The sequence below is a fragment of the Thermosynechococcus sp. FA-CM-4201 genome, assembly GCF_054689355.1.
In genome coordinates this window covers 2,479,015-2,499,808 of record NZ_CP079920.1, presented here as the reverse complement: position 1 = coordinate 2,499,808, position 20,794 = coordinate 2,479,015, and the positions used below count along the sequence as shown (strand labels likewise).

The 20,794-nt window shown below is 54.1% G+C and carries 20 protein-coding genes; 7 read left to right on the top strand and 13 right to left on the bottom strand.

The genetic code is table 11. The annotated features are described in order from the left end of the window. Window positions 1-35 precede the first annotated feature (35 nt). The 3 genes from cas3 to KV190_RS12145 all read right to left on the bottom strand — a co-directional run bounded on the left by cas3 (window position 36) and on the right by KV190_RS12145 (window position 3,776). Entirely contained in the window at window positions 36-2,255 is a 2,220-nt protein-coding gene (gene cas3, locus KV190_RS12155; protein ID WP_460193631.1) for a CRISPR-associated helicase Cas3', read from the bottom strand. Between the two features lie 215 nt (window positions 2,256-2,470). Next, on the bottom strand, window positions 2,471-3,091 hold the full coding sequence (locus tag KV190_RS12150; protein WP_460193630.1) for a hypothetical protein: 621 nt from the start codon (window positions 3,089-3,091) through the stop codon (window positions 2,471-2,473). A gap of 34 nt (window positions 3,092-3,125) precedes the next feature. Beyond that, window positions 3,126-3,776 carry an exopolysaccharide biosynthesis protein gene (locus KV190_RS12145; RefSeq protein ID WP_460193628.1) on the bottom strand — a complete coding sequence of 217 codons (651 nt, stop codon included), beginning with the start codon at window positions 3,774-3,776 and terminating at the stop codon, window positions 3,126-3,128. Between the two features lie 112 nt (window positions 3,777-3,888). On the opposite strand from KV190_RS12145, the gene KV190_RS12140 reads away from it, so the two are divergent. Beyond that, window positions 3,889-4,251, top strand: coding sequence for a DUF6464 family protein (locus tag KV190_RS12140; RefSeq protein ID WP_460193627.1), 363 nt, complete (start codon window positions 3,889-3,891; stop codon window positions 4,249-4,251). Between the two features lie 76 nt (window positions 4,252-4,327). Here the strand turns inward: KV190_RS12140 and KV190_RS12135 are convergent, their stop codons facing one another. Both KV190_RS12135 and KV190_RS12130 read right to left on the bottom strand, forming a co-directional pair. Next, on the bottom strand, window positions 4,328-6,856 hold the full coding sequence (locus KV190_RS12135; protein WP_460193625.1) for a glycogen/starch/alpha-glucan phosphorylase: 2,529 nt from the start codon (window positions 6,854-6,856) through the stop codon (window positions 4,328-4,330). A 129-nt stretch (window positions 6,857-6,985) separates the two neighbouring features. Beyond that, complete coding sequence (locus KV190_RS12130) at window positions 6,986-7,726, bottom strand: hypothetical protein (RefSeq protein ID WP_460193624.1); 741 nt, start codon at window positions 7,724-7,726, stop codon at window positions 6,986-6,988. A 142-nt stretch (window positions 7,727-7,868) separates the two neighbouring features. On the opposite strand from KV190_RS12130, the gene KV190_RS12125 reads away from it, so the two are divergent. Continuing rightward, complete coding sequence (locus KV190_RS12125) at window positions 7,869-8,810, top strand: AAA family ATPase (protein ID WP_460193622.1); 942 nt, start codon at window positions 7,869-7,871, stop codon at window positions 8,808-8,810. Further along, a complete protein-coding gene (locus KV190_RS12120; protein ID WP_460193621.1) occupies window positions 8,807-10,264 on the top strand; it encodes a DUF58 domain-containing protein in 1,458 nt (485 codons plus the stop codon). Before KV190_RS12125 ends, KV190_RS12120 begins: the two co-directional genes overlap by 4 nt. On the opposite strand, the gene KV190_RS12115 is transcribed toward KV190_RS12120, so the two are convergent. Together KV190_RS12115 and KV190_RS12110 are read right to left on the bottom strand one after the other, a co-directional pair. Next, window positions 10,261-10,476 (bottom strand): hypothetical protein, encoded by a 216-nt coding sequence (locus KV190_RS12115; protein ID WP_460193620.1) that lies wholly within the window; start codon window positions 10,474-10,476, stop codon window positions 10,261-10,263. The two genes, KV190_RS12120 and KV190_RS12115, sit on opposite strands and share 4 nt — an antisense overlap. Window positions 10,477-10,640: 164 nt before the next feature. Continuing rightward, window positions 10,641-10,901: a hypothetical protein gene (locus KV190_RS12110; protein ID WP_460193619.1), complete on the bottom strand. Its 261-nt coding sequence runs from the start codon at window positions 10,899-10,901 to the stop codon at window positions 10,641-10,643. Between the two features lie 396 nt (window positions 10,902-11,297). On the opposite strand from KV190_RS12110, the gene KV190_RS12105 reads away from it, so the two are divergent. Then, window positions 11,298-13,988 carry a CHAT domain-containing tetratricopeptide repeat protein gene (locus tag KV190_RS12105; RefSeq protein WP_460193618.1) on the top strand — a complete coding sequence of 897 codons (2,691 nt, stop codon included), beginning with the start codon at window positions 11,298-11,300 and terminating at the stop codon, window positions 13,986-13,988. Here the strand turns inward: KV190_RS12105 and KV190_RS12100 are convergent. Both KV190_RS12100 and KV190_RS12095 read right to left on the bottom strand, forming a co-directional pair. Next, on the bottom strand, window positions 13,985-15,142 hold the full coding sequence (locus tag KV190_RS12100) for a DUF58 domain-containing protein (protein WP_460193617.1): 1,158 nt from the start codon (window positions 15,140-15,142) through the stop codon (window positions 13,985-13,987). The genes KV190_RS12105 and KV190_RS12100 overlap by 4 nt on opposite strands. A gap of 14 nt (window positions 15,143-15,156) precedes the next feature. Next, window positions 15,157-15,615, bottom strand: coding sequence for a thioredoxin family protein (locus KV190_RS12095; protein ID WP_460193616.1), 459 nt, complete (start codon window positions 15,613-15,615; stop codon window positions 15,157-15,159). Between the two features lie 32 nt (window positions 15,616-15,647). Here KV190_RS12095 and KV190_RS12090 point away from each other — a divergent pair, with 32 nt between their 5' ends. Both KV190_RS12090 and recA read left to right on the top strand, forming a co-directional pair. Then, a complete protein-coding gene (locus KV190_RS12090) occupies window positions 15,648-16,445 on the top strand; it encodes a hypothetical protein (RefSeq protein ID WP_460193614.1) in 798 nt (265 codons plus the stop codon). A gap of 73 nt (window positions 16,446-16,518) precedes the next feature. Beyond that, window positions 16,519-17,577, top strand: a complete 1,059-nt coding sequence (gene recA, locus KV190_RS12085; protein ID WP_460193613.1) for a recombinase RecA — start codon at window positions 16,519-16,521, stop codon at window positions 17,575-17,577. Here the strand turns inward: recA and KV190_RS12080 are convergent. After that, a complete protein-coding gene (locus tag KV190_RS12080; protein WP_460193612.1) occupies window positions 17,544-18,083 on the bottom strand; it encodes a GNAT family N-acetyltransferase in 540 nt (179 codons plus the stop codon). The genes recA and KV190_RS12080 overlap by 34 nt on opposite strands. Before the next feature lies 1 nt (window position 18,084). Further along, entirely contained in the window at window positions 18,085-18,951 is an 867-nt protein-coding gene (locus KV190_RS12075) for a tetratricopeptide repeat protein (RefSeq protein ID WP_460193611.1), read from the bottom strand. Between the two features lie 226 nt (window positions 18,952-19,177). Between KV190_RS12075 and KV190_RS12070 the strand changes: the two genes are divergently transcribed. Further along, window positions 19,178-19,447, top strand: coding sequence for a CD225/dispanin family protein (locus tag KV190_RS12070; RefSeq protein WP_460193609.1), 270 nt, complete (start codon window positions 19,178-19,180; stop codon window positions 19,445-19,447). Here the strand turns inward: KV190_RS12070 and nagA are convergent. Then, on the bottom strand, window positions 19,406-20,569 hold the full coding sequence (gene nagA / locus KV190_RS12065; protein WP_460193606.1) for an N-acetylglucosamine-6-phosphate deacetylase: 1,164 nt from the start codon (window positions 20,567-20,569) through the stop codon (window positions 19,406-19,408). The genes KV190_RS12070 and nagA overlap by 42 nt on opposite strands. Continuing rightward, on the bottom strand, window positions 20,566-20,793 hold the full coding sequence (locus KV190_RS12060) for an indolepyruvate ferredoxin oxidoreductase subunit alpha (RefSeq protein ID WP_011057929.1): 228 nt from the start codon (window positions 20,791-20,793) through the stop codon (window positions 20,566-20,568). The genes nagA and KV190_RS12060 overlap by 4 nt, the downstream gene beginning before the upstream one ends. Between the last annotated feature and the right edge of the window lies 1 nt (window position 20,794).

Here is a 20,794-nt window from a genome sequence, read left to right as displayed (position 1 = left end):
GATAATGCCATTCCTGTAGTTTAACTCTGGTCAACCTAAAAAATAAGATCGCTGGGATCTGCGGCAATGGGGGTTCCTTGGATCGCAATCCCTTTGAGAGGGTCATAGTCACCCTGCCAAGCCCAGAGGCCGGCAGCAATCAGTTCCCGCAGGTGCTCAGTGGTATGAAATTCATAGGTGCGTAGGTTGACAAGGTAAGGCTGCAATGCTCGGACATCTTTTGCCCTTAGACCGCACTGTTGAATGCGGCGAATTAACTGTTTTACTTGATTGTGTTCATCTTCATTCTTGGCTCGATCGGGCACAATAACAACTGGATACGTGTGATCCTCGATGAGACGAAAGCGTTGTGCAACTTCGGGAAAGTTGAATGACTGACGATACTGCTGAATTTTTTCGGTATCAAGATCACGAACTTGGTAAAGCTGCTGGAAATACTTTTGAAAAACTGTAGGGTCATTCAGGTCAACCGTGGCTTGCCGGAGTAAAGTCCGAGTAGTTTCAACAGCGGTGCGATACTCCCCTTGGGGGGTGCTCCCCTCTTGGGGGTCAAAAATCACGACCCGTCCCAAGGATGAACGTTGTCCTTCACGGTTACAGCGACCTGCCGCCTGCACAATGCGATCTAGTGGCCCCATGGCGCGGTAAACGACTGGAAAATCTAAATCTACACCGGCTTCGACCACTTGAGTAGAAATAAGCCAGCAGGGTTGGTTCTTTTGCAGACGATCGCGCACCTCCTGTAGGACGGCTTGTCGATGGGCACCGTAGAGCAATGTTGAAAGATGAAACTGGCGATCGCGCTCCTCCTCACCCAAGGCATCCAGAATATCAAGCGCATCTTGGCGGGTATTCACCACTACGAGGGCTTGATGTTGCTGCTTCAAATCCGCCACAAGGTCTTGCCATGACCACGGGGTTGGCGGCTGCTCATAATTGACCCGCTTCAGGGTGCAGAATTGTTGTTGAGCTTCTTCAGGCGGAATAATATCCCTGACATTGTCAAATCCTTTTAGGTAGGGCGTTGTTCCAGCTAAGGCGGGCTGCGTTGCCGTACAGAGCACAACCGTGACTCGATACCGCGCTACTAGCGTCTTCAGAACACTCAGAATAGGAACTAACAGTTTCAGCGGTAAGGTCTGCACCTCATCTAAAATAATCACACTGTTAACGAGATTGTGAAGTTTGCGGCAACGGCTGGGGCGATTGGCAAATAGGCTTTCAAATAGTTGCACTGTCGTGGTGACAATCAATGGTGCATCCCAGTTTTGAGCCGCTAGGCGGGCACAGGCTTGGGGCGATCGCGCATCATCTTCATTCTGGAAATCTGTTTGCACGGCGCTGTGGTGCTCCAGAACAGTGTCTTCACCCAGAATCTGCCGATAGACGGCGACTGTTTGCTCAATAATGCTGGTGTAGGGCACCGCAACAATGACGCGATCTAACCCATGTGTTAAAGTATGCTGAAGGGCAAAAGCTAAACTGCTGCGGGTTTTACCACCCCCAGTAGGTACCGCCAAGCGAAAGACTCCCTGCGGCTCCTTGGCTGCGGTCAAGCAATGGTGATAAACATCCTTACGAACAGTATTAACAGGCGTGTTTAGGCTATGAGCCATCAATTGAGTCTGATTCGCTGCAAACGCCGACCATAGCTGTTGTAGGCAGGGGTACTGTCCCCGTTGGGCTGCGGCGGTTGGATCAAAATGGGATTCCGTATCAAGGTAGTCCGCATCCACTAAGCAGGAAAATAGCAAGCGCAGGAACAGTTCAGTATTTAATTTACGAGTTGCAATGTCTAGTTCAGGGCTAGCAATGGAAGTTAACTCTTTTTGAAAGTCTGCTGACGGCTCTAAATCAATCCCATCCGCCTTGGCTAGGCCTTTAATATGCTCGTAGGTTACCCGATCAACCTCCGCCAACCGATTCTGCAAATCTGCCATATTAGGAAGGCCGCTGTGGTGGCCATAGATCATTGGTGCAAGAGGCTGACACTTCTGAAAAGCGAGGAGCGCACCATACTTAGCGTGAGGGACTTTCTCTTTAACAGCTTGATTTTGGGCACAGGCTTGGAGATAAGCCTGAAAGTCAGGGTTGTATTTGCCTAAGTCGTGCCAAAGGCCACCATAGTTGCCCAGTTGAGGTGTGCCTAACTTTCCAGCTAGCTTCGATGCTCTACCAGCCACCTTAGAAAGATGAGCCGACAGGGAATGCCATTGACCATCTTGGTTTGGGGTATGAGCATAGTAATTTGACATAATTTCACATAATTCTTTCTCAGCTTATATACTTCATATTGACATTGAGGGGAAGAATTTTGACCTGACCTTCTTCCTCAATAATGAATTCAATGCGACTGCCGCTGACAAGCTTAAGGTATTGCCGAATTTCCTCTGGGAGAGTAACTTACCCAGTGTCGGTGACAATACTGCGCAACATTGTGGCGGGATGACAAGCTATCTTCACTTTGATTTTAGCGAAGCCCTTGAGTTGGAAACATAACAGGAATATTGGGATTGACCCATACTTGACAGTCGAGTTCGGTACTGGGTGGGAAAAAAGGAATCGGGTTGCCTGCTGCATCGGTGACTTCTGGCAGGTATTCAAGGGGTAGGGCATCAAATTGACAGGTGTAGGCACCATAAATGACCTGCCGGCGATCGCCCGAAGGGCGGCGATCGCGCAGAATCAACTGATAGCCAAAGCTGCGACTGGCATTGCCCAACTGATTGATCAGGGCAAAACGCCGTAAATAGGGCAAGCGTCCCCAAGCGGAGGGGGAGACAAAGGCTTCAATTCTGCCCCCCGGTGCTGTGATGGCTGGAAAAGCTTGCCAGCGTTGAATCACCTCGTTACCAAACTGCTGCACAGCCCACCATAGGCTGGGTACCGTTAAGCCCACTGCTGAGGGTTGCTCGCTAACCACAACTTGCTTTTCATTGACGGGCAGCGCGATCGCCTCCGCAACTGCTGGCGGTAAGTCTTCTGTCGAGATATTAGCAGCCGTTCTGAGGGGATGCAATCCTAATAGAGCGATCGCCCCCACGGCACTCAACCATCGGCCAGAGGACTTGAGAGGGGATAAGGCTTTCATTTGCTTTGAGTCGTGAACGAGATTACTCCCTATGTTACGGATGCAGCCAAGCCTTCAATACATCGAGGAGACTATTCCCCCCCCACGCAAGGGCAACCAGAATGGAGGTGGTCACCGCTAAGCCAATCAGAGAAATGACGACCCCCGCCAGACTAATTAAACCATCATCATCCAAAAGACCAAAGCCAATCGTAAAAATGCCCATCGCTGGAATGGTGTTGGTGCCGGGAATTGGCAAAATCATCGAGATGGCCATCAGCGACACAGCAACTCCCAAGCCCAAACGTCCGCCTCGGGTAGTGCAAATGGGGCGCAAGCGGGGACGGGAGATAAATTCAATCCGCTGCAACCAAGGCAAAGCTGTGCGCACAATCTTTTGAATCTGGGATCGCGGCATCGTGCGCTTGAGCAGCCGCGGCGGCAACCAAGGGGTTGAGGCACCCACCAACAATTGCGAGCCCAACAGTAACAGCACAATGCCAAAGGGGGTGGAGTAACCGGGGGCTGGAAGGGGCAGCGCTGATGGCAATGAAAGTACAGCCAACAAAAAGCCAAAGGTTCGCTCTCCCGCCAATTGAAGAATATCCCCCAAGGACACCAGTTGCTGCGTTAACACCTCGGCATCGCTGGGGGTGGGCACAGGACTCAAAAAGGCACGTTCGAGGTCAGTGGACAGTTTTGCCATAAAAAATTACGGGAGGTGGAAATGTTGCCACTGCTAGGATACGATAGATTGATCGTTAGTTATGCCCAACACAGTTGACAGGCGATCCCAAGGCTGCGATCAACCTGAAGCCATGGCAACCCCATCTGACTTACCGACAGAGTTACACCTGATCAACCCCCGGCGATCGCTGGGGCATGTTTATCTCGACTGGACACCCCAACCCGGTTGCCATGTGGATCATGAAGGGGAAACCTATACCGTGTTAGAACGCCGTCATCGCTACCAGTTTCGTGGCGGACGCTATCAACTGGAAAAAATTGCCCTCTATGTGCAGCATAGTGACACCACGAGCGATCGCCATCTCGTCAATGGACAGTGGGTGATTGGAGATGCCACCTGCCGCTGGAATGCGCTTTCACCCTTGTTACGCTGTGCTGTGAACCCTCAAGGCTCCTGCCAAGACTGTCGAGATTACCAGCCTCGAGAACCTTAACGTTTTGCTGCGAAAAACCCCCTCGCGCGAAGGGGGAGCATCGGGGTGATTTGAGATTGAGCCGCAGACGACCAGCCTACTGCACAGCGGGCGTCATATAGGACGTTTCCGGTAGAACAATTTTCACTGGTTCAACGTGCCAGATGTCTTGGCAGTACTCGCGAATGGCGCGATCGCTAGAAAATTTGCCCATCCGTGCCACATTCAGAATCGACATTTTTGCCCATTGGGCTTGATCTTGATACACCTGAAGTACCTGTTGATGGCAGTCCACGTAGCTTTGGTAGTCTGCCAAGAGGCAATAGCGATCGTTTTGCCAGAGGTGTTCCACAATGGGGCGAAAGAGTTCCGTATCCCCATGGGAAAAGTAACCAGAGCCGATGAGGTCAAGGACTCGCTTCAGCATTGGGTTATTATTGGCAAACTCCCACGGACGGTAGCCGTTGCGCCACAATTCCTGCAATTGCTCCACCGTATTGCCAAAGAGGAAGAAGTTTTCTGCCCCCACCTCTTCGCGAATCTCCACGTTGGCACCATCGAGGGTTCCAATCGTCAGCGCCCCATTGAGGGCAAATTTCATATTCCCTGTGCCTGAGGCCTCGTAGCCCGCCGTTGAAATTTGCTGGGAGAGATCCGCTGCGGGATAGACGCGCTGCCCCAGAGTCACGTTGTAGTCGGGCAAAAAGACCACCTTCAGGCGATCGCGTACCGCTGGATCACGGTTAATTACGTCGGCTACCGAGTTAATGAGCTTGATGATTAGCTTGGCCATGTAGTAGCCCGGCGCCGCCTTACCACCAAAAATAAACGTTTGGGGCACCATCTCCAGTTGCGGATTGTCCTTCAACATCTGATAGAGGGTGATGATATTGAGGACACACAGGTGCTGCCGCTTATATTCGTGGATGCGCTTCACCAAAATGGAGAAGAGGGAATGGGGATCCACCGTTACACCCACGCGATCGCTAATGTATTGCGCGAGGCGTTCCTTATTGCCATGCTTCACCGATCGCCACTGAGTCGCAAAGTCGCGATCCTCTGCCAAGGGTTCCAATCGCCGCAGTTGATCCAAGTGCTTCACCCAATCTTCGCCAATGCGTTCAGTGATCAGGCGGGTTAATCCGGGATTGCTGAGCACCATCCAGCGCCGAGGGGTGACGCCATTGGTTTTATTGGAAAATTTCTCCGGCGTCAGTTCGTAGAAATCCTTGAGCACCGTTTGTTTCAAGAGTTCTGAGTGCAACGCTGCCACCCCGTTGATGGCATGACTCCCCACCGCTGCCAAGTGTGCCATGCGCACATAACGACAGCCACTTTCATCAATGATTGACAGCCGCCGCAGGCGATCGTTATCGCCCGGATATTGCAGGCGCACCTGATCGAGGAAGCGTTGGTTAATTTCGTAGATGATTTGCAAGTGGCGGGGCAAGAGTGAGCCAAAGAGATCCAGCGGCCATTTTTCCAGTGCCTCGGGCAAAAGGGTGTGGTTGGTGTAGGCAAAGGTTTGGCGCGTAATGTCCCACGCCTGATCCCAAGGCATGAGATGCTCATCCACCAACAGGCGCATCAGTTCTGCCACCGAGATTGCCGGGTGGGTATCATTCAACTGCACCGTGAACTTCTCGTGGAAGCGACTGAGATCGTTATTCCCCGATTGCTTGTAGAGGCGGATCATGTCCTGAAGGGCACAGGAGCAGAAGAAATATTGCTGCATCAGCCGCAGTTCTTTGCCCTGCAATTGCTCATCATTGGGATAGAGGACTTTGGTGATGTTTTCTGAGGCAATTTTTTGGTTGACAGCACCATAGTAATCGCCCGTGTTAAAGGCTTGAAAGTCAAAGGACTCCACTGCCTCTGCCCGCCACAGACGCAAAAGATTGGCGGTATTCACCTTGTAGCCCAAGATTGGGGTGTCATAGGCTACCCCCTGAATCACTTGGTGGGGTTCCCAAACGACCCGATAGCGGCCTTGATCATCGGTGTAGCTATAGGTATAGCCGCCAAACTTTACCTGCAAAATCAACTCTGGCCGCGGAATTTCCCAAGGGTTGCCGTAGCGTAACCACTTATCCGTAATCTCAACTTGCCAGCCATCGCGAATCTCTTGGTCAAAGATGCCGTACTCATAGCGAATGCCATAGCCAATGGCGGGGATTTCCAATGTGGCGAGGGAATCCATGTAGCAGGCGGCCAAGCGACCCAAGCCACCATTGCCCAAGCCCGGCTCTTCTTCCTGATCCAGCAGTTCCTTGAGGTTCAAACCGGTTTGCCGCATGGCTTCTTCAACGGCCTCATAGAGTCCGAGGTTAATCAGGTTATTGCCAAGGTGCGGCCCCAGCAAAAATTCGGCGGAGAGATAGCAAACAGTGCGGCTTTCTTGATCTCGATAGGTTTTGGCAGAATTCAACCAGCGCAACAGCAGGCGATCGCGCACAGTGTAGGCCAAGGCCAAGTAGTAATCATTTTTCGTCGCCACTTCGGGGAACCGGCCTTGGATAAAGAAGAGATTATCCATAAAGGCGCGGCGCAGGGTTTCAACACTCGTACCGGTGCGATCGTCTTCCGTCAACACCGTGGGACAACCGGGCGGAATGAGACTGGTCATTGTGGGAATCCTCGCAAAGAATTAACGCGATTAGTAGTCAGCCCTTCACCTTCTTTTCTACCGCGATCGCCAAGGATTCCCCGCTAAGTACAGAATCTCTTTACTAGCAAGCCAGCCTTTCCCGATCATTCATTGATTGTGGGGAAACAGTTGGCAGGTGAGTTCTTCCTCGGCCTCTGAAGGCTCTGGTGGGGCAACGGTGGGTGGGGTGGTGCCAAGGGTCAGGTCTGGGGCTGGGCTTTGTTGATAGCGTTGATAGAGCGTACTCAGAAGTTTGATCAGGCGATCGCCGCCACTGGCATAGAGGGGGTCATCGGGCAAGCGTGCCAAAGCAGCGGCCATCTGCGTCTGCAAGATTTCTAAATCCCCATAGCGGCGGGTCAGCCGTTGCAGTAAATCAATAAGGGTAAACCGCTCTAGGCCTTGGGCATGCACCGGTTTAGAGGTCAACAGGGCGGCCACAAGAAGCTTCATATGCAGGGGCGTACAGTAGCGGGTAACTTCCAAGCGCAAATCGTAGAGATCGGCGGTGCTGAGGGTTGGCGCCTCGATGGTTAGTGTGGCCGTCGGGGATTGGGTGTAGAGGGGCACCAAAATTTGCAGCAGTGCCGCTGAGAGAACCTGATAGGCCTGTGCTTTGTTGAGACTATTGACAATGGCCGTTAGGCGTTGTCCCAAGAGGGTGGGGGTTTTCAGCCGCTCAAGAATTTGGATCACGGCCTGTTGCACCTCATTCACGGTCCACGGCGGTGCTTGGGTCGGCCACTGATTCTGCTGCAGGGCATACAGTAGCTTAAAAAGACGGCTGTGCTGCGGGTGTTGGACGATTTGTTGGGCAGCGGTGGCAATTGGAGAAGTCGTTGTCGTCACAGGTTTGCCAAAAGTCCCTCAATCTGTATTCTAGCCAATTTTCCTAGACGATAATTTATTGATAATTTACTGATCGTTAATGAAGGGGAGACTGTGAACGCCTCTGCTAGCATTGGGAGAGTTTAGCAGTGATAGAACGGGTGTGAAAGAGCTTTTTCATCGCCTTCAGCAGCGTCTCAATGAGATTGTTGTCGGTCAAGGGGCGATCGCCCAAGGGTTAATTGTGGCGCTCCTCGCCGAAGGCCATGTCATCCTTGAGGGGGTGCCGGGAACTGCCAAAACCCTCCTTGTAAAGCTCCTCGCTCGCCTGATTGCAGCGGAATTTCGCCGTATCCAACTCACTCCCGATGTCCTCCCCGCCGATATTCTCGGTACGAGTATCTTTGACTTCAACAGTCGCACATTTCGCCTGCGCAAAGGGCCGATTTTTACCCAAGTGCTGCTAGCGGATGAGATTAACCGCACACCACCTAAGACCCAAGCGGCTCTCCTCGAAGCCATGGAAGAACGTCAGGTAACCCTCGACGGCACTACCCTCCCCCTCTCCGGTTTATTTTGGACAGTGGCCACCCAAAACCCCTTGGAATTTGAAGGGACGTATCCGCTGCCAGAAGCCCAACTGGATCGCTTTCTATTTAAGCTGATCGTGCCTTACCCAGAGCCAACCTCAGAACGGCAAATGCTTGAGAATGCCCTTGGGGGCTTTGAGGCACGGGATCTGGATCAACTCAATTTGGAGCCATTGATTACCGTTGAGCAAGTCTTGGCAGCACGGCAGCAAGTGCGGCAAGTCCATGTGGAGCCTGCGGTGCTGGATTATCTTTTGGCGTTGGTGCAGGCCAGTCGTCAACATCCTGAACTGTTGTTGGGGGCTTCCCCACGAGCGGCGGTGGGCTGGTTACGCGCCACCCAAGCACAGGCGTGGTTAGAGGATCGTGCCTATGTCACCCCTGAAGATGTGAAGGCGATCGCCACTCCGCTACTGCAACACCGTTTGATCCTCAAGCCCGAAGCCCAGTTAGACGGCACTACGCTGCCGCAAGTGATCCAAGGTATTCTCGCGAAAGTTGCTGTCCCTCGATGAAAGCCCCTGCCAGTTATCAGTTTGGTCGCCATCGCCCCCGCTGGGTGCCCACGGTTCGCTTCTATGGCCTCTTGCTGCTGGGGATTCTCTTTCCAGTGCTGAGCAGCTTTCTGCCAGCAGCGCTATGGCCGATCGCCGAGGCGGTTCCCCAAGGGAAGCTACGGGAATGGTTGCACCACTGGCCTCTGGGGCTGGGATTGCTCCTGATGGGGCTGTACGATCTGGTGATTTTCGGCCTGTCCCTGTGGGACTATATCCGCCTTGGTCGCTGGCAACTGACCCTTGATCGCGCCTGTGAATCACGGCTCTCCATTGGTCGGCAAAATCCAATTCGCCTCAGGCTCCACACCCGTGGTGAGGTTTCCTTAACTGAGCAGATTTGGGTTGAACTCTACGACTATGTGCCTGCTGAGTTTACGGGTGAAACCCCCTACTTTACCTTTACGGCCTCAGCCCAGAGTACGTTGGAATTGCTCTACCATGTGTTTCCACCGCGACGGGGTGCCTTTCAATGGTCGGGCTGTGATGTGCGGCTGCGCAGTTCTTGGGGCTTGGCGTGGCGACGCTGGTTTGCACCCGTTGGGACTGAAGTGGAAGTCTATCCCGATTTGATGGGGTTGCGATCGCTCTCGATTCGCCTCAGTTTAGAATCCAGTGGCAGCTTGCGGCGGCGACGCTATGCCTTGGGGGGCACCGAGTTTGCCGAATTGCGGGAGTACCATCTGGGGGATGATCTGCGCCTCATGGACTGGAAAGCGAGTGCCCGCCGCGGACGGCCGCTTGTGCGCGCCATGGAGCCAGAACGGGATCAACCCCTGATCATTCTGCTGGATCGAGGCCGCTTGATGACCGCGACTGTGGCCGGTTTGAAACGCTTTGACTGGGGCTTAAACGCGGCATTGGCACTGGCGCTGACGGGCTTGCGACGGGGAGATAAGGTGGGCTTGGGGATTTTTGATCAGCAACTGCACACATGGATTGCGCCTCAAAGTGGGGATTCCCATCTGGGGCAGATTCTGAGTCAGGTGTATCGCTGTGAACCCATTCTCGAAGAATCCGACTATGTAGGCACCGTCAGCGCGATTTTGGGACACTACACCCGCCGTGCCCTTGTGGTGGTTCTCACAGAAGTCATTGATGAAGTGGCTTCCCAAGAACTCCTCGCCGCCATGGCTCGCCTTACGCCGCGTTTTCTACCCTTCTGTGTCGCTTTGCGCGATCGCCACATTGAAACCCTTGCCCACCGCCCGTTGATGCCACAGCCCTTGCCTGCCGTGGATCAAGTTGCCAGCCTCTATGAACAGGCCGTGGCTCTCGATCTGCTGCATCAGCGACAACGTGCCTTTGCCCACTTGGAGCAACAGGGGGTTCTTGTCCTCGACGCGCCTGCGGATCAAATGAGTGAGCAACTGGTGGATCGCTATTTGCTGCTGAAAGCCCGTGGCCGACTCTAGGGTTGGCTAGCCTCGATCACACTGGTCTTCCTTGGCTCCTGCAATGGCCATAGGGGCGGGCGATCGCCCGTTGGTGTCGCTAGGGGAAGGGGTGTCGAGGTCTGCGTCAGCCCACAAGTTGCCCGCAAACGCGCTTGCAGGAGTTGACTCACCACCTGACGTCGAATAAATTCTTGCTCAATTGCTGGGGGGACTGAACGTTGCAGTTCCATAGGTTGCCTCGAATTCACCGTTGTTCACGGCGACACAGGCTTCCGTGCGCTTCCCACACCCACATTTAACCGGTTATAGGCCTCACCTTGATCTTAACGGCGATCGCCCGCGATCGTAAAAATGACTACCAAAATGCAGTGGGATTTGTGGGGATTTCCTAACACTATTGCAACGGGGATACATTTGGGGATTGGGGTGATTCGTATTTCTGCTGGCAAAACCCGTAGATCACCTTACCGCCATGAATAATCACATAGAGCGTCACTCCACTGAGGACAAAAGGCATGATCTTCTCCAGCCAAGGAAGATGGCAACCAAGGCGCGTGAGGACAACGGCAAAGGCATCATCCAAAAGACTAATCAGCAAAGGTAACAACTGCCGCAACAGGCTAAAAATCTCTGATAAATAACTATCACTTTCCATAACATTGTGCTCAGATAGGTTGACGCAGAAAATTATCTTCAATACAGCTTAAATACAGTCTGTTTCACAGGCATGGAACACGCTTAAATAACTCGGTATTGACAACCTTGTGCACAAGAATTGAACCTAGAATCAATACTTTACAAATCGATTTGCATCCCCCTGATGAAGGCCATCTCCTCATGTTTAGGACGTTTGAGAAACGGGCTGCGGGCTGGGGTTGATCGTGCTGAGACTGCATCAAGCTGAGAGATTTTTGGAAATTGTTAACAACCGTAACACTTCTATTATAAGCAACCGCCATGAACTACGGGGTAACTGTAATTTGTTGTTACACCAGAAGGCATTTCAATCCCCACTATCTAGGATGGAAGTAGCAACAGCGGCAGGTGTCCTATGAAACGGTTGTTGAGCCATCGGTGTTGTTTTGCGATTCTGTTGGCGATCGCCACAACCACAGGACTTTACCAGCGGGGACTCGCACAAAATGAAGCCCAACAGTTGCGCGATATTATGCAGCGGTTGGATGCCCTACAACAGCGCTATAGTGCCGCCGTCAGTGAACTAGATGTGATTCGCAAAACCTCTTTTGGCGGCGATAGTAATAATGTCATTGCCCTCACAAATCAGATTGAGCAGTTGCAAAAACAGGGCAATTATGGCGCAGCGGTGGCACCCTCGCGGGAGTTGGTGGCGATCGCCGAGCGGGTTCTAGGCCCCAATCACCCCACCCTTGCCGCAACCTTAAATAACCTTGCCGTGACCTACAAGGAACTGGGCAACTTTAGTGAGGCGATTCCCCTCTATCAGCGCAGCTTAGCTATCCGTGAAAAAGCCCTTGGCGCCAATCATCCCGATGTTGCCACCAGCCTCAATAACCTCGCCAACCTCTACACCGATCAAGGCAACTACGGTGAGGCCCTGCCCCTCTATCAACGCGCCCTCGCCATCCGTGAACAAGCCCTGGGCAAGACCCATCCCGATGTGGGCTTGAGTGTGCACAACTTGGCAGTGATGTACCATTTGCAGGGCAGCCTAACCACAGCCTTGCCCCTCTACCAGCGCAGTCTTGGCCTGCTCGAACCCGCCTTAGGGGCAGAACATCCCTTGGTGGCAACGGTGTTGAATAACCTTGCCGAACTCTATCGTGCTCAGGGCAATTATGGCGCGGCGCTTCCCCTTTACCAACGCAGTTTGGCGATCCGTGAAAAGGTGCTGGGCACAGATCACCCCGATGTTGCCACCAGCCTCAACAACTTGGCTGAACTTTATCGAGTCCAGGGGAATTATGGGGCGGCACTGCCCCTCTATCAACGCAGTATTGCCCTGCGGCAGCGTACCCTCGGTGGCGAGCATCCCTATTTGGCGCTGAGTCTTGCCAATTTAGCCAAAGCCTACTGGGCGCAGGGGACAATCAATGAGGCCTTAACCGCTCTCAACCGTGCCCTTGACATTGAAGAGGTCAACCTCAGCCGTAACCTCGTGGTTGGCTCCGAGGAATATAAACGCAACTATCTGGCCACCTTTCAAGACTCCACCAACACCGCGATTTCCTTCCACTTGCAGGGGAATCCCCAGAATCCAGCAGTGGCCAACCTAGCCTTGACCACCATTTTGCGCCGTAAAGGTCGGTTGTTGGATGTTTTAGCGGCAACGGCCAGCCGCCTACGCAATCAACTGGATGCCTCGGGGCAGCAGCAACTGGATGAATTAATTCGTGTGCGAACACAGATTGCCAGCCTCACCTTTGTGCGCGATCGCCCACCGCCGGCCAGCCAAATTAGCCAACTCGAACAGCGTGCCAACCAACTGGAAGCGCAACTAGTGAGCCAAAATGCCAACTTCCGTTTGGAAGTCACCCCTGTCACCCTCAGTGCGGTGCAGCAAGCAATTCCCGCCAATGCCGTGCTGCTGGAATTTATTGAATATGTGCCCTACAACCCGAAAACCAACCGCTGGGAAGCCCCCCGCTATGCCCTCTATGCCCTGAAAAATAGTGGTGCTCCCCAATGGCGCGACTTGGGTACTGTCGCTGATCTCGATACGGTCATTAAGGCAGCCCGCCAGCGGATGGCGGATCCAAGATTGCCCGCTACGGTAACGAAGCCCTCTTTGAAGGCCGCCTATGAGCGCCTCTTGGCTCCTCTAGAACCCTTCCTAGCAGGCAGTACCCATCTGCTCGTCGCCCCTGATGGCCAGTTGAATACCTTGCCTTTTGAGGCCTTGGTGGATCGGCAGGATCGCTATCTAGTGCAGTCCTATACCATCACGCTGCTCACCTCAGGCCGCGACTTGCTGCGGCTCCAACAGCGGGGCAAACCTGCCAATCCCCCCTTGGTGGTGGGTAATCCCACCTTTAGTCAAGGGAGTGGTCGTGCCGTGGCCGGTGGTCAGCGGGGAGTGAACCCGCGATCGCTGGATTTGCGCAGCCTGACATTTACAGAATTGCCGGGGACGGCCACCGAGGTGAAAACCCTGAGTACACTCTTGCCCCAAGCCCAAGTGCTCACAGGCAGCAGTGCCACCGAAACCGCGATCAAAGAAACCCGCCGCCCCCGCGTGCTCCACTTGGCTACCCATGGATTTTTCTTAGAGAGTCCGCCCGTCTCTCCCCAAGTCCTGCAAAATACCCGTGGTCTTAATGCCTATGTCCCCTTTGGCGGTGAAAATCCTCTCTTGCGCTCTGGCCTTGCGTTGGCGGGCTTCAATCAACGGCAGAGTGGGGTGGATGATGGCGTGTTAACGGCTTTTGAAGTCACCGGCATCAACCTCGATGGCACCGAGTTAGTGGTGATGTCCGCCTGTGATACGGGGCGCGGCGATATTCTCAATGGCGATGGTGTCTATGGCTTGCGGCGAGCCTTTACCTTGGCGGGGGCACGTACCCAAGTGAGTTCTCTCTGGAAGGTGGATGACACCACGACCCAACAACTGATGGTTGCCTTTTATCAAAATCTGGCGGCTGGCAAGGGACGCAGTGAAGCCCTACGGCAAGCGCAGTTGCAGTTAATGAATGACCCCAGCAAGCAAATTCCTTATTTTTGGGCTGCCTTTGTCAGCAGTGGTGAGTGGCGCCCGCTGCCCTAAGACAGGGGGTAGCTGATAGGGATTTGTAATTGGCTGCCGAGGGGGCGATCGCGATCAATCCAAAGCATTGCCCCTTGCCGCCGTGAGGGTGGCTCTCCCCAGAGCAGGGTGACACTGCCAGGGGGTAGAGGTTCAGGGCTAGGCCATTGACTGGTGAGCCAAACAAGGGAATCAAGGGGATACTCAGCATAGGTGTCGCAGGGGGCGATCGCCGCCAGTGCCCGCAGTACTGTTGGCTGACCGTGGAGCATGCCCGTGGCGGGACTCCAAAACTGGACGGGAATTTGCTGTTGCAAACTGTAGAGATAGAGGCTAGCCGCCGCAATGACTGCCTGCTCAAAGTCTTCGCCGCTCCAGTGGGGGTGGGTATCGAGGGCAACGGTCACGGCATTACCACCGCTAAAGGTGTCAAACTCGCGTACCCGCAGTTCGCCATAACGGGCACTGGTGCGCCAATGCACCAAACGCAAAGGGTCTCCCCAGCGGTAGGGACGTAAGGCACGGGTGATGCCCTCTTGGGCAACGTGAAGATGATGCTGGCGATCGCGCCACTCTTGGGAAATCTCTTGCCCCAGTTGATCCAGCAACGGACACTGTTGTAATTGCAGAACCTGCGGATAAACCACCACCTGCTGCGGTACAGGAAATGAACGCTGACACCAAAAGAGACCCAAGGGGGCGGCGGTGCGCAGCCGAAGCTGTTGCCACTCATAAATCCCCCGACGCGGTGGGATGAGATCGTACTGCCAGGTGATTGTTTCCTGTGGTGGCAGCCGCTCGATCGCCTGTTGGGGACATTCGCGCTGGGTAGCCGCCCAGAGGGCACGGGGAACAGGGTCGATCACTTGCAAATTGTGGCGAGGCGTTTGGGTGGCATTGCTGAGCAAGACCGTAAGACGTAGGCGATCGCCCGCATGAACTGGATTCACCTTGGCTCGCTCCAGCACTAATCCCCGCAAATAGCGCGGCGGTAGAATCGCGGCCACCAAGAGCAGACCAAAAATGATCCCCGTAATCACGTACAGCCAACCCGCCATCGAATTAATGGCTGCGGCAAAAAGAAAGAGATTCATGCCCAATAGCAGCAGTCCCGCATAGGCGGGGGTCACCCAGCGTTCCTCTAAAAACTGACTGAGGCGACGCAGCTTGGTCATCGCAACTTCGGATCTTAGGAGCGGTGGGACTCAGCGGGCAAGAGGCTAGGAAAGGAGTGGGCAAGCAGTTGCTGCAAGGCTTGACGAAAGTCCCCCTTAACAAGGGCAGGATCAAACCGCTGCACTAATTCGCCGCGATCGAAAAAAAGCAGGGTTGGCAAGCTCGTCAGTTGGAAGTGACGACTAAGGGCAAAATTTTCATCAGCATTGATCCTGAGAATTTGCAACCGTTGGGGCAGCGACTGCTCCAGTTGATCCAGCAGGGGATCAATCAGGCGGCACAGGCCACACCAAGGAGCCCAAAAATGCACGATCACAGGCACGGGGGCACTGCGAATTTGCCGCTGGAATCCTTCAATATTAAATTGCTGAATGCCCTTCACGTTGTTATCTCGTTTTGTCTTGGGATCATGGTAGCAGTCAGCGGCGGTTTTGCAGCAGCGATTTGCGGCGATATGATGCCGTAGGATCAAAAATAGCTCATACGATCGATTGGCGCTCCCAAATGACCCCCAAGCCCACCCTTTGGCAAAAACTGTTCCCCCTGCTGTTGCGGGAAGCGATCGCCATGCTTCAGGGGATCAGTGCACTGCTTAGCAAGGCCGCAGAGCAACTCAAGGGGGTGGCCACACAACGGGCGATCGCCCCAGAGCAGTTGACTCCGGAACATTCATGGGTCAGTCGCGGGGCAGCCCTCTGGTGGCAGGGAATGGGCTGGGTACAGCAACGGCTGCCGAGTCATCTACAGGAGCGTTATAACCGCGCCACATTGACGGCGATCGCGATCGCCCTACTCCTCATTCTGCTCTGGCTGAATCCCCTCAGTTGGTTTCAATCGCCCCCACGGCCAACAGTGAAAGCCACCCAGCGTCCCCAACCCAGTGTCCTTGTGCAACCCCGCCCGGCACCCACACCAATAGCGGTAACACCCCCCCCGCCCGCCCCAATGCCCCAGCCGACACCCACACCCACACCAGCACCAAGGTTGATTGCTCCTTCCACCTTCGTCAGTGACAGCCTCACCGTCCGCCAGCAATTGCTGGCCATTTGCGATCGCTACAGCAACGCCCTTGATCCCACCCTGACCCTCACCCCCAGCGAGCAGCGCTTGGAACTGATGCTGGCCAACAGTTGGTATGATCTCAGTCCTACAAAGCAGGATCAACTAGCCCAGAACCTGTGGCAAACCGCCCATGACTTGGGGTATCAGACCGTGATTGTGGTGGATACTGAAGGTCGCTTGCTTGTCCGCGATCCAGTGGTGGGTGACAATGCCATCGTTGTCCGTCGCAAGCTGATCTAACTCCCCCTCGCAGCTCAGCCATCAATTTCGCCAATCCGCTAACCTAGAAAAGTGCCCACTTCTTCGACTTTCTATGAGTGACACCACCCTTTCCCCCGAAAAGCGTAAAGCCCTTGAGCTTGCCGTCTCCCAAATCGAACGCAATTTTGGTAAGGGCAGCATTATGCGCCTTGGGGATGCCACCCGTATGAAGGTGGAAACCATCTCTAGCGGGGCACTCACTCTTGACCTTGCTTTGGGGGGTGGACTGCCGAAGGGGCGGATCATTGAAATTTATGGCCCTGAAAGTTCGGGGAAAACCACCTTGGCGCTCCATGCGGTGGCCGAAGTCCAAAAAGCGGGTGGCGTGGCTGCCTTTGTCGATGCTGAACATGCCCTTGATCCCACCTATGCGGCTGCCCTCGGCGTGGACATTGAAAACCTACTGGTGGCTCAGCCAGATACTGGGGAAGCGGGTTTAGAAATCGTTGATCAACTGGTGCGCTCCACAGCCGTAGATATTGTGGTGGTGGACTCCGTTGCCGCGTTGGTGCCCCGTGCCGAAATTGAGGGGGATATGGGGGATAGCCATGTGGGACTGCAAGCCCGCCTGATGAGCCAAGCCCTGCGCAAAATTACCGGCAATATCGGTAAAACGGGCTGCACCGTGATTTTCCTGAACCAATTGCGGCAAAAAATTGGCGTCACCTACGGTAACCCCGAAACGACAACCGGGGGAACCGCCCTCAAGTTCTATGCCTCAGTACGTTTGGATATTCGGCGGGTACAAACCCTGAAGAAGGGAACGGAGGAATTTGGGATTCGCGCCAAAGTCAAGGTGGCCAAAAACAAGGTGGCACCGCCCTTTCGCATTGCTGAGTTTGACATTATTTTTGGTAAAGGCATTTCCAATCTCGGCTGCATTCTCGATATGGCCGAGGAAACCGGTGTGATTACCCGCAAAGGGGCTTGGTATTCCTACAACGGCGAAAATCTTGCCCAAGGCCGCGACAACACCATTAAATACATGGAGGAGAACCCTGCCTTTGCCCAAGAGGTCGAACAGCAGGTGCGGCAAAAGCTAGACCAAGGGGCAGCCGTCTCTGCCAATACGGTGACTCATACCCACGAAGAAATGGGTGACGGGGAATAGGGGCGATCGCCTGCAAGGGACTTCCGTAGGAGCAATTTCCGCTCTCCCCAAAATGTGAAGCCTTCCGCAACGACTGCAAAGCCACAGCGGGCATATAACTGCTGCGCCGCTTGATTGTGAGCAAGGACGTGCAGATAGAGATCGGAATAGGTAGGGCAAAGGTGGGTCTCAACAGTGTGCAGCAAGCAACGACCAATGCCCCGCCGCCGGTAGTCGGGATGCACCGCCAAATTGGACAAATAAGGTTTGGGTTCACCCTTGATCTCACGGAGTTGCACTTCCACACTCCCCACACATAGAGCAGATCGACCTGTGGATAGGACGGCTAGCCAACAGTGGTAGTGGGGACGCTCGCGCTGCCAGCGATCGCGCAAATCCTGCTCAATCCCCAACTGGACAAAACTGCGCCAAAGGGCTTGCCAACCGCCACCGGGATGAAAACTCAGTGCCACGAGTTGAGCCACACTGGGCAGGTCGGTGACTTCTGCCGCACGAATCTCAATCATCCTAGGGCTGAGGAAGGGCAGATTGCTCAGGTTGGAGTTGGCTCATCAGTGCCCGCAGGGGGGGCTTGGCCAATAGGGTTTGCGTATCGGCCACTAGGCGATCGCCCCAGAGGTTTTCGCGTTGAAACTCCACCGTGCCATAGCGGCTATCAAGGCGCAGGGCTTCCTCGGCCAGTTGTAGTGCTCTTGCTTCATTCCCCAGTTGCAGCAGGGCTGTTGCTAAAGCCAGCTTTGGTTCGCTTGCCTTGGGGTCAATATCTGCTGCCTGTTCCCAGTTCTTGGCTGCTTGGCGGATATTGCCTTGTTCATAGAGCACAAGGCCAATGTTGGTATAGGCTGGCCAAAACTGACGATCCAAGCGCAATGAGCGGCGGTATTGCTCGATCGCCCGATCCTTTTGTCCCAATTTGAGATAGGCATTGCCAAGGTTGAACCATTCCTCTGTGGCATCGGGTTTGAGTGCCAATCCCTGCTCGATCGCCTGCACTGAGGCTCCATAGTGCCCTAGGCGAAAATGGGCAGAACCTAAGTTGAAATAAGCCCCCGGATTTTTATCATTGAGTTTCAAAGACTGCTCTAGGGCTGGCACCGCATCCTTGGGTTGATTGACGGTAAGGTAGAGTCCCCCCAGCAATGCCCAAATTTCGTGGGCTTGAGGAGCCAACTGTACTGCCAGTTTTGCCCGCACCAAAGCATCTTGAAATTGCTGGAACTGCGCCAGTTGCAGGGCTTCTTGCGCCACGATAAAACCATTTTGCTCCATCTCCTTGGCATTGAGTTCAAGGGTGCGCGGTAACACCACTTGTGCCGTTGCCAGACTGCCACTCAGGAGAACAAGACCCAGACTCAGGGTTAAACGGGCAAGCATTTTAGGCACGATCAGTTTCCGTGTTGCAAGCTAAGTGAATTCCTCTTTAGTTTGCCATACCCTACCGACGTTTGCGGCGACTGAGGGCGACTCTTGACAAAAGCGCAAGGCAGATGATTGCCTTTAGAGAAAAAATAGGCTAGCCTGTGCTTGTTCAAAGATAGCTAATCAATTGCTCTCACTTTTCTAAACCCTATTCAAACCTGATTTTTAAGGAAATTTAACAATGAACCCTTCAAATGAAAATATTCCCAATTACATGGTTCCAGCGATTCTATCCACGATTTGCTGCTGTTTACCTTTCGGCATTGTCGCTATTATTTTTGCTTCCCAAGTCAATTCAAGGTTAGCGGCCGGCGATCGCGCTGGGGCATTGGATGCCTCAAATAAAGCCAAATTATTCACATTGATTGCCTTTATCTTGGGATTTCTTGGCTCAGCGATTTATGCCATCCTAGTGATTCTCGCGGTTGTTGCCGAGCAAGGTAGCCTGTAGATCATTGACCAATCGCTCGTAGTGGTGGGGCGATCGCCAGCGCAGGAGATGACCCACCGGTTGCCCGAGTAACGCCGTCGTCAAACCAATGGCACGGCGGGGGTTCAGTGTTGCCAAGGCCAGAGCCGCCTCAAAGTCACACACACCCCAATCCACCAAGCGCCCCACCATTGCCAAGAGGGGAACCGTTGTGCCACAGAGAGTCCCATCCTCAAGGCGAGCAGTGCCATTTTTCACCTCAATGTGCCGTTGATCCCATGGGTAGATGCCATCCCCCAAGCCAAGGGGTGCTAGAGCATCACTGACCAAAAACAGGCGATCGCCCGCGCACTGCCACAACACCTTCAGCATTTGCGGATGAACATGAACCCCATCGCCAATCACACCGCACCAGACCCGCTGATCCGTCAAGGCTGCTGCCAATAACCCCGGCTCGCGATGATGCAGAGGGGGCATGGCATTAAAGGCATGGGTAATCATTGTGGCACCGGCATCAAAGGCCGCCTGCGCTTCCTGCACTGTGGCCAAAGAGTGACCTAAACTCACGGTGATCTCCAACTGCCGCAGATAGGGCAGCACTTCACCACTGGCATCTAATTCTGGAGCAAGGGTGAGAATCTGAACGGCATCACTGAACTCCCCGAGAACCGTTTGCACCCTTTCTAGGCTCAAGGGCTGAAGATGAGACTGAGGATGGGCACCGCGCTTCTGGGGATTGAGGAAAGGCCCTTCCAAATGCACACCCAAAATCTTGGCTTCAGGCTCTTGCGCATTGGGCGTGTACTCGTGGATCACCCGCAAGGCAGTGTGAATTTCGGCGAGGGGGGCAGTCACAATCGTCGGGGTGTAGGCATCAATCCCCTCTCGCCAAAGATAGCGGCCAATTTTGGGCAGTGGTTCGGCGGTCTTTAACCAAGGAAACGGAATGCCCAAGGCACCATTGATTTGCAGATCGACGCCCCCAAGGGAGAGATAATCACCGCCGAAGTCCAGCACCTGAGAGCCATCGGGGGGAATCAAGTCAGTGCCGATCGCCGTCACTTTGCCATTCGTAAGTTGTACTTGTTGCCAGCGATCGCTCCCCAAAAGCCGCACGCGATCGAGCCATTGCTCAGTCATCATGCCGGCGTTGCTTGCAGATCAGGGCGCTCTTCAGGGACGATCGCCCCCTCCACAGGACACACTTGCAAACAAATGCCACAGTCAATACAGGTGGCAAAATCAATCCAGAACCAATCGGTGCCCTTGGCATTTTTGCCCGGCCCCGGATGAATACAGGCCACGGGACACGCCTCAACGCAATCGGCAACCCCTTCGCAGGTATTCGTGACAATAGTGTGCGCCACA